The sequence below is a fragment of the Bacteroides sp. D1 genome, assembly GCF_000157095.2.
GTDB lineage: Bacteria > Bacteroidota > Bacteroidia > Bacteroidales > Bacteroidaceae > Bacteroides > Bacteroides xylanisolvens.
This window is the reverse complement of the sequence record NZ_JH114343.1, coordinates 419,161-433,510: the sequence shown is the minus strand read 5'-3', so window position 1 is coordinate 433,510 and position 14,350 is coordinate 419,161. Positions and strand designations below refer to the sequence as shown.

Sequence of the window (14,350 nt, the reverse complement as noted above, 5' to 3'; positions counted from 1 at the left end):
TAGTCTTTCCCACTCCCTTATATTAGAAGAAGGAATGGAAAAGGCTATTTTCTATTTATAATTTACAAAATTCATCCCAACCTTTACGCGGTGGAAGTCCCGCCAGCATTGCATTAGCAAATTCATTATTTGTAATCTGCTTCGTACGAGGATCAAAGAACAACTGTGTATTAAGTCGTTGAGCCATCACCCCCAGTGAGAATACCTGACTCAACACTCCATTGATTTCGAACGGTGAGCGTGTCTTTTCAATACCGTTACATGCCAACAAGAAGTTCTCGAAGTGATTGGAAGGACTTTTAGGAACCTTCGGCAACTTGTCTGCCATCTCTTTTGCTTTCTCCTCCGGAATTATAGACAAAGTGCTTCCATGACTACCACCCTTGAAGATCAAATCCTTAGTATAAATGATCTTTCCTGGATTCAACTTAGACTTCGGAGTATCTCCCTGATTAGTTACCGGGATGTTCGGATCTAGTCCCGAAACTCCATAACCGGCAGGAATAGGAGGAAGATTATCCAAACCATCATACCAGGTAATATCTACCGGTGGCATTCCTTTACGCTGCGGGAAACGGAAGAGAATCGTGGAAGAATACGGGAAGAAGTAATCATTATGCCCTTTTGCATATTGCATAGTGACTTCGTATGGCAATCCCAGTTCCAGGAATTCGTGAGCCGTGTCGAGGATATGTGCTCCCCAGTCGCCCAATGCTCCCATACCAAAATCATACCAACAACGCCATTGTCCCAAATGATAATCTTTATTATACTCGTGATAAGGAGTAACTCCGAGCCAAGTGTCCCAATCCAGATCTTTCGGCAGTTGCTGACCGGAAGGAAGTTTATAAATATTAGTGTCCCATTTATGCCAACGACGTGGGTTATTCATGTGGGCAGTGATAGCAGTAACGTCTTTGATAATTCCCGCATCCATCCAGGCTTTAAACTGGAAATAGTTTGCTTCAGAATGTCCCTGATTTCCTACTTGAGTAACCAAGTTCGGACGTTTAAGCGCAGCTTGCATCAACAGTTCCGCTTCATAGAAGGTACGTGCCAGCGGTTTCTCTACATATACGTGCTTTCCGGATGCCAAAGCCAGCATACTGATCGGGAAATGCGAATGGTCGGGAGTAGCAATTGCTACAGCATCAAATTCGTTACCGGCCTTATCAAACATTTGGCGAAAATCCCTAAACTGCTTTGCTTTCGGATATTTAGCCATTATCTTTTGTGTATGTTTGGCACCCATATCTACATCACATAAAGCCACCACTTCCACCATACCTGTCCGTGCAAAGTCTTCAATAATCTGCTCTCCACGGTTACCAATGCCGATATAAGCAATCTTCACTTTGTCACCTCTTCCTTTTTTAGGTGAAGCAGTTTGCGCATGTAATAAATCACCGGTTCCCAATGCCAATCCGGCTGAAGCCATCGACATCGTTTTCAAAAAATCCCTTCGTGTTACCATAAATTATTTATTTTCATTGATATTGATTAAGTTCTTCTTTAAAATTATGCAAGAAAACTATCAACTCCTGCTTTTCTTTTTAAATAGTGCTTGCATTCCATAAAACAAGAGACGCAAAATCCCCCAGAAAGCATAAAGCACAAAAGTAAATATAATTATATAAAAAATAGACGTTATCATCTCCGTAAATGGTGCATGATAAGCAATAATTGCATAAAGATGTAGCAAATTAGATACTACGAAACAAACGAGTAAAGTGATTAACTCTATTTTCTTACGTCGTGCGGTTACAATCGTGTCTTTCATATTGCTTCGGATGTTTTTACAGATTGATGGTTCAGATAGTCTATTTTATACTCATCAGGGAAATAGAGTGTCCGTTCTTCTTCCAATGCCTGATGTCCCAACAAACAGAGCATACTTGCATAATACCCTTCTTCTGCGATGTTTTTAGGTTGTTTTTGTGTTATGACGGCCTCAACAAAAGCTTCCAACAACAATGATGTACCATCGCTCTTGGGACGTTCTCCGATAATGAATTCTCCTTTGTTTTCGTTTGCTGTTTCCGGCGCCCAGCTTGTTCCGGCAAAAGGCAGAGAGTCAAACACTTTGTTTTCCCAGTCATTCACCATTTGCAGGAAGGCCGGTGCAGGAGCTACACTTTCAAAGTAATATTTTCCCTTTTCCGGTTCTACCGTTCCGAGATTACCCATGATCTGTTCTTCCAGTCCATAGAATTTATTGGAAATAACAGAGTCAAATGTCATCTTTACCCCATCATCAAACACATATACACAGCTCACATTGTCATACACATCTCTGCCGTCTTTCCAATAAGTGATGGCACCGTGTCCCATCACCTTTTCGGGTATCTTACGCAAAGCCCAGCTTCCGATCTGAAGTTGATGGCAAGCGAGTTCCGTCATCAGTCCTTTTGAGAACTCTTTGTAAAGACGCCAATTTATCAGGCGTTCCAAATTGGGTGAAGGTACCGAACGTCTCCAATCCCCATTCCGATTCCAGAAAGTACGGATGGCATTTATTTCACCAAAGGTACCTGCATGAATCATCTCCATTGCTTTAATGTAACGAGGATCGAACAGACGCTGTTGTCCTGTGAAGAAAATCTTTCCCGTGCTACGATGCTTCTGATACATACGGTAACACTCTTCCATCGTGAAACCTATTGACTTTTCACAGAACACATGCTTTCCTGCGTCGAAAGCATCCAATACGATCTTACAATGCGAGCTAAGAGAAGTAGCTACGAGTATAGCATCTATCGACTTATCTTCCAACACTTCCCGGTAATCACCATACACTTTGGCATTAGGTGCAAGTTTCAATGCGTTCTCAATAGACGGTTTATAAATGTCGCACAATGCTACAATATCGACTTTGGGGTTCTTAGCTAAAAATCCCATTAAAAACCGTCCCCGGGAACCAGGCCCGATAATTGCCAGACGACACTTCTCGTTTGAGGTGTTCATCACCTCCGAAAAAGCAGAAAGCCAAGGGCTTGCTGCAAGAAGAGTGCCAGCCCCGGCTATGCCTAAATTCTTTAGAAAATCCCGCCTGCTAATAGGGGTATGTTTCATGCTTGTGGTATTTAAGATTATAATTGGTTTATTTGAAAATCAGTTATTAAATACAGGTGCTTTTTGTGTTTCGTAAGAAGGAGATCCTCCTCACACCGACATTACATAATACAACACATATTTACCGTCCATATAATTTTAATATCGGGTGCCCAAATTCCATCTTTAGGCTCAAACCAAGGACGAGTCTTATCGGGAATGCCGTGTTGCAATACATCCATTCTACCAAATCTTTCGACTTCATTATCGGAACATTTCTGGTAAATTCGGTAACATACACATAAAAACACCCATCCGCAGCTTTACTCACCGTAGAGTCAGGCCTGGCAATATCTACAATCAGATTTTTATAACCCACTGCAGACTTTGTCTGTGCTTTCCCCCCCCCCGTGAAAAACAGGCATCTATCATGAATACGAAGACGAACAAATTTACATACTTTTTCATCAAATCATTCTTTTAAGAGATTCTTTTTACCTAATCTTTATAGTTCTAAATCAATATTAACTTACAAAATCCATTGGCAATACTCCAAATTGTTTTGGAAACACTTGGCAAAATAAGATGGAGAAAGTTTGGATCTTGGAATAATATTTCTCGAAATATATATAAAAACTATGTCTCAATGAATGAAAGAATAGTCCTATTTTTCTATTCTGATACGCGCATCAACTGCTACAACGGCCTTTTCTGTTGCTAAGAGCGGATTTATATCCATTTCTTTGATCTCTGTAGCGAAACGTAGTAAAGTGGACAAACGGACAATAATTTCAGCAAATTTATCTTCGTTGACTCCCTTTTGCCCACGTGTTCCCTGAATGATTTTATAAGCACGCAAAGAATGAATCATTGAATAAGCTTCTTCGTAAGAAAGCGGAGCCAAACCGGAAGATACATCTTTCAGCACCTCCACAAAAATACCTCCCAAACCACAAAGTACCACGTGACCGAACTTCTCTTCATATTTTGCGCCAACAAACAGTTCCGTACCTTTCAGCATCGGCTGTACCATAATTGCTCTTGCATCAAGTATCTGCATCATACGATCGAATTCCAGTGCCAGATGTTGCTCACTTTTAATGTTCAAAACGACACCACCGACATCTGATTTGTGCACAGGACCAACAACCTTGGCAACTACCGGAAATCCGCACCGACGGGCAAAAGCTACTATCTCCTCTTTATTGTCGGAAACAAATTCATCTACCAACGGAATACCGGCAGCGTGCAACAATGCCTGTACATAATTGGGAGCGATATAACCATCCTCCGGAATAGAATCAATAATACGACGAATCCTCGGAACGTCCACTCCGAACAGTTCTATTTCAGGAACTGCCGGTTTAGGAGCATTGACGATACGTGAAAGGGCAGTACCCAAGGTCACTTCGTCTGCAAAATTCACATGCCCTTTTGCCAGGAAGGCGGAAACCTCTGCTCCGGCTGTATTAATGGAAGGAAGAATGGGAAAAATCGGTTTCTTGCAAGTCTGCATCTTTTCGTGAAGCACATCATACATTTCAAACATAGTAACCAATCCCGGAGTTCCGAAGATAGCCATCATGGCGTCTATATTGTCAAGCTTTTCCTCGCAGTAGTCAATGCAAAGGCGCAGATGTTCCGGTGTTCCGGTAGCCAGAATATCAATAGGATTTCCGACGGCAGCACCGGGAAATAGTTGAGCTTTTAGTTCCTCGGCTACTTCTCCCTCCAGCTTAGGCACATTCAGTCCGCCTTTACTCAACGCATCTGTCAGCATCACTCCCGGCCCTCCGGCATGAGTGATAATGGCAAAATTCTTTCCTTTCAATTCGGGTAAAGTAAACACGCAACCCACAGTAGTCAATTCTTCACGAGAGAAGCAACGCACAATGCCTGCTTTACGGAACAAAGCCTCTACTGCCGAATCGGAACTGGCGATTGCTCCTGTATGGGAAGATGCCGCCCGGCTTCCGCTCTCCGAACTTCCGGCTTTGATTGCCGCAATCTTGCACCCTTTTCTAATCAAAGACGAAGCATGAAATAACAGCCTGTCCGGATTCTGAATACTTTCAATATAGAGTAGTTTCAGATGAGAATCCGTTTCGGGATCGAAGTTCTCATCCATAAATTGCAATACATCTTCTACACCGATCTGCTTGGCGTTTCCCACCGACCAGACTGAATTGAACTGCAAACCTTTTGTTACGGCACTTTCGAGAATAAATACCGCCGTAGCACCGGAGCTGGAAATCAAGTCCACCCCTTTGGGGTTTAAGTTAGGAATCGGCTGGCTGAATACACTATGATGCCATGTATTCATCAATCCAATGCAATTAGGACCAATCAGTGAAGCGCCGTATTTATTAACTGTTTCCAAAATACATTCTTCCAACAGCGCCCCTTCGTGGGTTTCTTCACCAAAACCAGCCGAGAGTATGATAAATGCCCTGGTTTGTTTCTTGCTAGCCAATGTTTCCACCATATCAGGACACATCAAGGCAGGCACAGCCAACACCGCCAGATCTGTGTCCGGCAGATCGTTCACATCCGCAAAGGCAGGAACTCCCTGCACTTCCTTTTCCTTCGGATTCACCGCCCGAAGTTCTCCCCGATAACCTCCGTTTATCAAATTCTTTAATATTGCGCCACCCGGCTTATGCACATTATTCGATGCCCCTACTACGACAATACTTTCAGGACGAAGCAACTGGGTTGTTATCATATCATGCTTTGGTTTTCGTTTAACTTAGGTACAAATATATTCTTTCTTACGAGAAAAAAGAAAGAAAAAGGGGAGAAATATAGATGGAAATAGATGATAAAAGAGGAAATGAGCAAGAAATTATATAGATTATACTGACTTATTGAAATGCAAAGCTATAATCTTACCATGTAATTCTTATCATTAGAACAGAATATTACTTTATGCAGAAAAAATGGACATAAAACTCATACAGAATCAAAAATATACAAGATGAGTCCGGAGTATATTGGAAAACTTGAAGGATAAGCAAGTCGCATAATCCACATTCACACAAAACAGACTTTAAATCATTCAATTCAACATCAAAAAGGCAAAATTCCTAATTTCAGGAGCAGATTATTGCAAATATAAGTTCAAATAGAAACAACTCACATGTTACCTATTCGACAGCAACCAGCACAAAACAAGTATTCTAAATACCCTTTTGTCCTTTCGTTTAAAAGCAAGGAAGCACTTCTCACTGACCAATAAACCGTTTCTTTAAAAGGAACGAAGTCTTCCTTTAAAAGCAATGATCCATGATTCTATCAACAATCATGAATATTCACTCATTTGTATTCAAGAAAGATGACTTATTCCGCATATTCATACAGTATTTTATACGTCACTTCTTTTATTAGAATACAGTTTAGATACTCCTAATCTGTTTCAATCTTAAAAATAGAACATAATAGAAAATATAAAAATACCCCGATACAAATTGGCTATTTTCTAGCCAACTTATATCAGGGTAAAACACTTTCTTTTTACCTGTTTTTTATTACGAAACGTTCCTGTTTCATTCTGTGACCACTTTTCAATGAAATAATCTGTGTTAATCCGTGTAATCTGTGGTGAAAAGTCACTATCTTTGCACATTGCAAAGTTGAAAACAACAAAAATCACACTATATAATGGAAAAGAAATTCAAGAGAACCACCGTCACATCGGCACTTCCGTATGCGAACGGTCCTGTCCATATCGGTCACCTGGCTGGTGTATACGTACCGGCAGATATTTATGTGCGTTATCTGCGTCTGAAAAAAGAAGATGTATTATTCATCGGAGGTTCGGACGAACACGGGGTACCTATCACGATTCGTGCCAAGAAAGAAGGAATTACTCCGCAGGATGTAGTAGACCGTTATCATTCGCTGATAAAAAAATCATTTGAAGAATTCGGTATCTCATTCGACGTGTATAGCCGCACCACTTCACCGACGCATCACCAATTGGCTTCGGATTTCTTCAAAACATTGTACGATAAAGGCGAATTCATCGAGAAAACGTCTGAACAATACTACGACGAGGAAGCAAAAACATTCCTTGCCGACCGTTATATCACTGGAGAATGTCCCCACTGCCATTCCGAAGGTGCTTACGGCGACCAATGCGAAAAATGCGGAACCTCACTTTCTCCTACGGATCTTATCAACCCGAAAAGTGCTATCAGCGGCAGCAAACCGGTAATGAAAGAAACCAAACACTGGTATCTTCCTCTCGACAAGCACGAAGGATGGCTGCGCAAATGGATTCTGGAAGATCATAAAGAATGGCGTCCCAACGTATACGGCCAGTGCAAAAGCTGGCTCGACATGGGACTGCAACCACGTGCCGTGAGCCGTGACCTCGACTGGGGTATCCCTGTTCCCGTAGAAGGAGCAGAAGGAAAAGTGCTTTATGTATGGTTTGACGCACCTATCGGCTACATATCCAACACCAAAGAACTTCTCCCCGACAGCTGGGAAACATGGTGGAAAGATCCTGAAACCCGCCTGATCCATTTCATCGGGAAAGACAACATCGTGTTCCACTGCATCGTATTCCCCGCCATGCTGAAAGCAGAAGGCAGCTATATCCTGCCGGACAACGTGCCGAGCAACGAATTCCTCAACCTCGAAGGAGACAAAATCTCCACTTCCCGCAACTGGGCTGTATGGTTGCACGAATACCTGGCGGACTTCCCCGGCAAACAGGACGTACTCCGCTACGTACTGACCGCCAACGCACCGGAAACGAAAGACAACGACTTCACCTGGAAAGACTTCCAGGCACGCAATAACAACGAACTGGTAGCCGTATACGGTAACTTCGTGAACCGTGCAATGGTATTGACTCAAAAATACTTCGACGGGCGCGTACCTGCACAAGGCGAATTGACCGACTACGACAAGGAAACGCTGAAAGAATTTGCAGACGTAAAAGCAGAAGTGGAAAAACTGCTCGACGTATTCAAATTCCGCGACGCACAGAAAGAAGCCATGAACCTGGCACGTATCGGCAACAAATACCTGGCCGACACCGAACCGTGGAAACTGGCAAAAACAGATATGGAGCGTGTAGGTACCATCCTCAACATCTCCCTGCAACTGGTTGCCAACCTTGCCATCGCTTTCGATCCGTTCCTGCCGTTCAGCTCGGAAAAACTCCGCAAAATGCTGAACATGAATACTTTCGAATGGTCTGAACTGGGACGCGACAACCTTCTGCCTGTAGGTCACCAATTGAACAAACCGGAATTATTGTTCGAAAAGATTGAGGACGCTACTATCGAAGCACAAGTACAAAAATTGCTCGATACAAAGAAAGCAAACGAAGAAGCCAACTACAAGGCTAATCCTATCCGCCCGAACATCGAATTCGACGACTTCACGAAACTGGATATCCGTGTAGGTACCATTCTTGAATGTCAGAAAGTGCCGAAAGCGGATAAATTGCTTCAATTCAAAATCGACGACGGACTGGAAACACGTACCATCGTATCGGGTATTGCCAAGCATTATCAACCGGAAGAACTGGTAGGCAAACAGGTTTGCTTCATCGCCAACCTTGCTCCGCGCAAACTGAAAGGCATCGTCAGCGAAGGCATGATTCTAAGTGCCGAAAACAACGACGGCAGTCTGGCAGTTATCATGCCGGGACGTGAGGTGAAGCCGGGTAGCGAAGTAAAATAATAAAACTTAAATAGGGAATACATGAAAAGCTATCATTGCGCATAGCCTTTTCATGTATTCTTTGCAAATAACATGAGCGAGAATCAGTCACTAAAAGAAAAGACAGCCAAAGGACTATTTTGGGGAGGATTCAGCAACGGCATACAGCAGTTGTTAAACCTGCTTTTCGGAATATTCCTCGCACGGTTGCTCACTCCGGCAGACTATGGAATGGTGGGAATGTTGGCTATCTTCTCCCTCATTGCCAGTTCGATACAGGAGAGCGGTTTCACAGCCGCCCTTGTCAACAAGAAGGAAGTGACACATAACGATTACAATGCTGTCTTCTGGTTCAATGCGGCTATCAGCCTGTCCTTGTATCTGCTGTTATTCCTGTGCGCACCGCTCATTGCCGATTTTTACCATACTCCCGAACTGACACCACTGGCACGTTATTCCTTCATCGGATTCTTCATAGCCAGCCTGGGAATATCCCACAGTGCCTATCTTCTGCGAAACCTGATGGTGAAACAGCGGGCCCTGTCTTCCGTTATCGGGCTTACCGTATCCGGAATCACCGGAGTCACTCTTGCCTACTTCGGTTTCTCTTATTGGGGTATTGCCACGCAAAGCATCGTTTATGTAGCCGTCAACACAGCCTGTTACTGGCATTTCACCCGTTGGCGACCGAGCTTGCAATTCAATTTCACCCCGATTAAGGAAATGTTCGGATTCAGCGGAAAGCTATTGGTAACCAATGTATTCAATCACATCAACAACAACCTGTTCTCTGTGATACTGGGTAAGTTCTACACCGAAAAGGAAGTAGGATATTACAACCAGGCCAATAAATGGTGCGGCATGGGACAGCTCTTTATATCCGGCATGATAAACGGAGTGGCGCAACCGGTACTCACCAAAGTGTCGGACGACCTTGAACGGCAAAAACGGGTATTCCGCAAAATGCTGCGTTTCACCGCTTTCGTCTCGTTTCCCGCCATGCTCGGACTGGGAATCGTATCAGAAGAACTGATTACCATCACCATCACCGACAAGTGGTATTCCAGCATACCCATCATGCAGATTCTGTGTATCAGCGGAGCCTTCACTCCCATTGCATACCTCTATCAGCAACTCATCATCAGCAAAGGAAAATCCCGCATCTATATGTGGAACACCATAGCGCTCGGCATTATTCTACTGTCAGGCGTTCTGTTAGTCCATTCACACGGGATCTATGCCATGCTCGCCGTCTATGTATCCACCAATATACTGTGGCTACTGACGTGGCACTACTTCGTATGGCAAGAAATCGGACTAAAGCTACGCCATGCACTGATAGACATACTTCCATACGCTGTCATTGCCACCACCGTCATGGTAATCACCTATTACTCCACCCGTTCCATCGAGAATATTTATCTCCGCCTGGCAAGCAAGATAGTGCTCGCAGCAGCACTCTACGTAGCCGCCATGTGGGGCAGCCGTTCGGTCACCTTTAAAGAAAGCATCCAGTATTTCATCAAAAAGAAGCCACATGAACCCTAATGATCTTGCCACTAAATACCGCCTTCTGAACAGTTCTTTCAAAAAGACGATGATCTATCACATAGGTATAGACGCCGGATTCTTTACCGAATACACCTATATGCTCCATGCAATGCTCTATTGCCTGCAACACAAAATACAGTTCAAGCTTTACTCCGACGACGCCAACTTCGGATGGGAAAAGGGCTGGGAAGACTGTTTCGCACCTTTCTGCGAGCAAGTGCACGAACCGTTTCACCACACCTACAACACCCATCGCCTGCCTTCATGGCAAGCATTGATGCAAGACAAAAAACTATCTAAAACGAAGTTACTGAAATGGAAACTGAAAGTAACCTGCAAGAACATCATCGGAAAAGCCCTTGCTTTCTTCACGTATGGTAAACCGATCCGACTCAACTTCCAAGTGACGTTCAACCCCAACCAGCATTTCCATATCCCCGAACTGGGAATAGACGGTGACTACCTCCACACCTTCCAAAAGCTGACGGAAATCACCTGGAAACTCAACGACACCACCGCACAGGAATGTCGCCAATTTGCCACCACCCTGCAACTTCCGCCTCAATACGCAGGATGCCAGATACGCGGAGGAGACAAGATAACCGAAACCAACCTGCTGCCACCGGAACACTACATACGCCTCATCAAAGAAAAAACAGCCATCCGCGACGTCTTTGTACTGACCGACGACTACCGTCTCTTCGAGCAAGTGCAAACCCTTGCCCCGGACATACACTGGTACACCCTTTGCAGCCCCAACGAGCAAGGATACGTCAACAGTGCCTTCACGCAGACCGCCAAAGAGCTGAAACAGAAACAAATGGCACGTTTCCTCTGTTCGATACAGCTATTGATGGATGCTTCCGTCTTTATAGGAAGTATCACCACCGGTCCCAGCCTGTTCCTGTTGAAGAAGTTCTATCCGGAGATCAATCCGGCAGACTGTCTGCTCAAGGACTTTCCGCAAGCATCCGTTCTCCCCATTCCGGGACGCGGGCGAGTGGCCACCGAATTTATGCAAGGAAACTTAAAGTTATAGTAACTTAGCAATATAATTACTACATTTGCAATACAACGTGCATTAACCATTTCCGATGAACAAGAAATATACAGCCGAAGAGCTTGATTTATTACATACCGAACTCTACGACATATTGGGAGAAACCATCCGGGTGTGTCAGAAGCACAACATTCCCTATTTTGTGATTGGCGGCACGGCAATCGGTGCACTCTACGACCAGGCGATTCTCCCCTGGGATGATGATATTGACATAGGCATGACGCGGGAGAACTACAACAAATTTCTGAAAGTAGCTCCCGGGGAACTGGGTCCTTCCTACTTCCTTTCATGGATAGAGACAGACCCTCATACCCCGTATTATTTTGCCAAAGTCAAGAAAAACGACACCCTTTTTGTAGAAGAAATGTTCAAGAATGTCCCGATGCATCCGGGCATTTTTGTCGATATATTCCCATTCGACAAGATTCCCGACAACAAGCTGCTGCGAAGAATACAATCCGAAGCACTCGGCTTCCTCAAATGCTGCCTGATGGGAAAAGAGATATGGATGTGGAAACACTTCGGTACATGTGAAATAGAGAACCCCACGAACCGGGGAGCCTTCTCCTGTTTCCTGAACAGGGTAGTCGACCTACTTTTCTCTAAAAAAGCAATCTACCGCATGCTGGTGTCAGTTCAAAGCTGTTTCAACTCACGAAACACCCGTTACTATAACAACGTAATGGCCACTGCCGACCACGTAACCGTAGAAAGCATCCGCCACCTGCAACCCGTGAAATTCGGCCCTCTCACAGTGACCGCCCCCGACGACCTGGAAGGATTTTTGCGTTACAACTATCCAACCCTGCATCGATTTACAGAAGAAGAGCAGGAAAAAGTGAACAACCACTATCCTGCCGCCCTGTCATTCAGTACAACCCCAAAACAAGAACTATGAATATGAAATCCGCTTTAGTAGACGTCCCGGTACTTATCCTGTTCTTCAACCGCCCGCAACAGTTGTCGCAAGTGTTCGAGCAAGTGAAGAAAGCGCGTCCGTCCCGCCTCTTCCTCTATCAGGACGGAGCACGAAACGAACGTGACCTGCCCGGAATAAAAGCCTGCCGTGAAATCGTATCACAGATAGACTGGGAATGTGAAGTAGAACGGCTTTATCAGGAAAAGAATTTCGGCTGCGACCCTTCGGAGTACATTTCGCAGAAATGGGCCTTTTCGAAAGTCGACAAGTGCATCGTATTGGAAGACGACGATGTGCCCGCCGTCTCCTTTTTCCAATTCTGCAAGGAGATGCTGGATAAATACGAATATGACACCCGCATCAGCATGATTGCCGGATTTAACCCCGAAGAAATCACCCAAGATATGCCCTACGACTATTTCTTTACCACCACCTTCTCTATCTGGGGATGGGCAAGCTGGAAACGGGTAGTCGACCAATGGGATGAGTTCTACAACTTCCTGGACGACTCCTTCAATATGCAACAACTGGAACAGCTTATCAAGGAACGCAAATTCCGGAGCGACTTTATCTATATGTGCCAGCGTCACCGGGAACAGCAGAAAGCCTTTTATGAAACGATCTTCCACGCCTCCATACTGTTCAACTCCGGGCTAAGCATCGTGCCTACCCGCAACATGATTAATAACTTGGGAGCAACGGCAGATTCCACCCATTTCGCCGGCTCGATTCATACCCTGCCCAAAGGTTACCGCCGCATCTTCACGATGAAGCGCTATGAGGTGGATTTTCCACTGAAACATCCCCGCTACGTCATCGAAAACGTTGCCTACAAAGAGAGCGTTTACCGCATCATGGGCTGGGATCATCCGTGGATCAAGATCGGACGTTCGTTCGAAGAACTGTTCCTCAACCTGAAATACGGCAATTTCTCCATCATTACGAAAGCTGTCAAAAACCGAATCAACAAATGGCTGAAAAGAAACAAGCACCACTAAATAAGTTGCTTACTATTTATTTTTACCATACCCGCCTCACACGGGAAAGCTACGAGGAATGGAAAGAATATAAATTCCCCGGACACATCTTATACGGACTTCCTTTACTGGAGAATTACGGAATACACTCCGTGATGCACAAATGCAAATATTTCTCCGGCCGTCTGAAACTCATGCTTTACGCCACCAAAGAGATTCTCTTCTGCAAGGAGAAATACGACGTCCTCTACGCCACCTCTTTCCGGGGTATAGAGCCCGTCATCTTCCTCCGTGCACTGGGACTGTACCGCAAGCCCATCGTGATCTGGCATCATACGGCTGTCGTCACCAATCCCAAACCGTGGCGCGAACAAATCTCCCGCCTTTTCTACAAAGGTATAGACCAAATGTTCCTGTTCAGTCGGAAACTGATTCAGGACTCGCAGAAAACCCGGAAAGCACCGTCCCACAAACTGAAACTCATCCATTGGGGACCGGATCTTCCTTTCTACGACCACCTGCTTGCAGAAATGCCCGACCGGAAGCCCGAAGGATTTATCTCCACCGGCAAAGAAAACCGGGACGTAGACACCTTGCTCCAGGCATTTGCCGCAACGAACGAGAAACTGGATTTGTACATTGCCGTCTCATGCGGTAACATCAACTATAAAAAGATCATCGACCCGTATGCATTGCCCGACTCCATTCGCATCCATTATACCGACGGAGTGATTCCCTACGAACTGGGGAAACTGGTGGCACGCAAAAGCTGTATCGTGATCTGCTGCCTGGACTTCCCCTATACCGTAGGACTGACCACGCTCGTGGAAGCATTCGCCCTCGGCATCCCCGTCATCTGTTCGCGCAACCCCAACTTCGAAATAGACATCGACAAGGAAGAAATCGGCATTACCGTAGAATATAACGACGTACAAGGCTGGATAGACGCTATCCGCTACATCGCCGACCACCCCGAAGAGGCACGGCGCATGGGAGAGAATGCCCGCAAACTGGCGGAAGAACGTTTCAACCTCGAAATCTTTTCACGCGAAATAGCAGAAAGCTTGCTGGAAATATCAAACATTTCCTCTAAAAACCGTACATTTGCATAAA

10 protein-coding genes are annotated in these 14,350 nt (G+C 44.9%); 6 read left to right on the top strand and 4 right to left on the bottom strand.

Annotated features, from left to right (window positions below):
• Positions 1–55 precede the first annotated feature (55 nt).
• The 4 genes from BSAG_RS09290 to BSAG_RS09305 all read right to left on the bottom strand — a co-directional run bounded on the left by BSAG_RS09290 (position 56) and on the right by BSAG_RS09305 (position 5,776).
• A complete protein-coding gene (locus tag BSAG_RS09290; protein ID WP_004317106.1) occupies positions 56–1,474 on the bottom strand; it encodes a Gfo/Idh/MocA family oxidoreductase in 1,419 nt (472 codons plus the stop codon).
• A gap of 60 nt (positions 1,475–1,534) precedes the next feature.
• Complete coding sequence (locus BSAG_RS25680) at positions 1,535–1,780, bottom strand: hypothetical protein (RefSeq protein WP_008016134.1); 246 nt, start codon at positions 1,778–1,780, stop codon at positions 1,535–1,537.
• A complete protein-coding gene (locus tag BSAG_RS09300; protein ID WP_004317105.1) occupies positions 1,777–3,072 on the bottom strand; it encodes a Gfo/Idh/MocA family oxidoreductase in 1,296 nt (431 codons plus the stop codon). The genes BSAG_RS25680 and BSAG_RS09300 overlap by 4 nt, the downstream gene beginning before the upstream one ends.
• Before the next feature lie 643 nt (positions 3,073–3,715).
• A complete protein-coding gene (locus BSAG_RS09305; protein WP_004317104.1) occupies positions 3,716–5,776 on the bottom strand; it encodes an acetate--CoA ligase family protein in 2,061 nt (686 codons plus the stop codon).
• A gap of 935 nt (positions 5,777–6,711) precedes the next feature.
• On the opposite strand from BSAG_RS09305, the gene metG reads away from it, so the two are divergent.
• The 6 genes from metG (at position 6,712) to BSAG_RS09335 (ending at position 14,349) form a co-directional block, all read left to right on the top strand.
• Positions 6,712–8,751: a methionine--tRNA ligase gene (metG, locus tag BSAG_RS09310; RefSeq protein WP_004317103.1), complete on the top strand. Its 2,040-nt coding sequence runs from the start codon at positions 6,712–6,714 to the stop codon at positions 8,749–8,751.
• A 72-nt stretch (positions 8,752–8,823) separates the two neighbouring features.
• Positions 8,824–10,278: a lipopolysaccharide biosynthesis protein gene (locus tag BSAG_RS09315; protein WP_004317102.1), complete on the top strand. Its 1,455-nt coding sequence runs from the start codon at positions 8,824–8,826 to the stop codon at positions 10,276–10,278.
• Positions 10,268–11,320, top strand: a complete 1,053-nt coding sequence (locus tag BSAG_RS09320; protein ID WP_004317101.1) for a hypothetical protein — start codon at positions 10,268–10,270, stop codon at positions 11,318–11,320. The genes BSAG_RS09315 and BSAG_RS09320 overlap by 11 nt, the downstream gene beginning before the upstream one ends.
• Before the next feature lie 55 nt (positions 11,321–11,375).
• Complete coding sequence (locus tag BSAG_RS09325; protein ID WP_004296592.1) at positions 11,376–12,239, top strand: phosphorylcholine transferase LicD; 864 nt, start codon at positions 11,376–11,378, stop codon at positions 12,237–12,239.
• A complete protein-coding gene (locus BSAG_RS09330; RefSeq protein WP_004311137.1) occupies positions 12,236–13,258 on the top strand; it encodes a hypothetical protein in 1,023 nt (340 codons plus the stop codon). The genes BSAG_RS09325 and BSAG_RS09330 overlap by 4 nt, the downstream gene beginning before the upstream one ends.
• Positions 13,231–14,349 (top strand): glycosyltransferase family 4 protein, encoded by a 1,119-nt coding sequence (locus BSAG_RS09335; protein WP_004317100.1) that lies wholly within the window; start codon positions 13,231–13,233, stop codon positions 14,347–14,349. The genes BSAG_RS09330 and BSAG_RS09335 overlap by 28 nt, the downstream gene beginning before the upstream one ends.
• The last annotated feature ends 1 nt before the right edge of the window (position 14,350 follow it).

What these genes read in the sequence shown, in the direction of transcription:
- BSAG_RS09290 (WP_004317106.1), bottom strand. Translation starts at nt 1,474, where the DNA reads ATGGTAACACGAAGGGATTTTTTGAAAACGATGTCGATGGCTTCAGCC.
- BSAG_RS25680 (WP_008016134.1), bottom strand. Translation starts at nt 1,780, where the DNA reads ATGAAAGACACGATTGTAACCGCACGACGTAAGAAAATAGAGTTAATC.
- BSAG_RS09300 (WP_004317105.1), bottom strand. Translation starts at nt 3,072, where the DNA reads ATGAAACATACCCCTATTAGCAGGCGGGATTTTCTAAAGAATTTAGGC.
- BSAG_RS09305 (WP_004317104.1), bottom strand. Translation starts at nt 5,776, where the DNA reads ATGATAACAACCCAGTTGCTTCGTCCTGAAAGTATTGTCGTAGTAGGG.
- metG (WP_004317103.1), top strand. Translation starts at nt 6,712, where the DNA reads ATGGAAAAGAAATTCAAGAGAACCACCGTCACATCGGCACTTCCGTAT.
- BSAG_RS09315 (WP_004317102.1), top strand. Translation starts at nt 8,824, where the DNA reads ATGAGCGAGAATCAGTCACTAAAAGAAAAGACAGCCAAAGGACTATTT.
- BSAG_RS09320 (WP_004317101.1), top strand. Translation starts at nt 10,268, where the DNA reads ATGAACCCTAATGATCTTGCCACTAAATACCGCCTTCTGAACAGTTCT.
- BSAG_RS09325 (WP_004296592.1), top strand. Translation starts at nt 11,376, where the DNA reads ATGAACAAGAAATATACAGCCGAAGAGCTTGATTTATTACATACCGAA.
- BSAG_RS09330 (WP_004311137.1), top strand. Translation starts at nt 12,236, where the DNA reads ATGAATATGAAATCCGCTTTAGTAGACGTCCCGGTACTTATCCTGTTC.
- BSAG_RS09335 (WP_004317100.1), top strand. Translation starts at nt 13,231, where the DNA reads ATGGCTGAAAAGAAACAAGCACCACTAAATAAGTTGCTTACTATTTAT.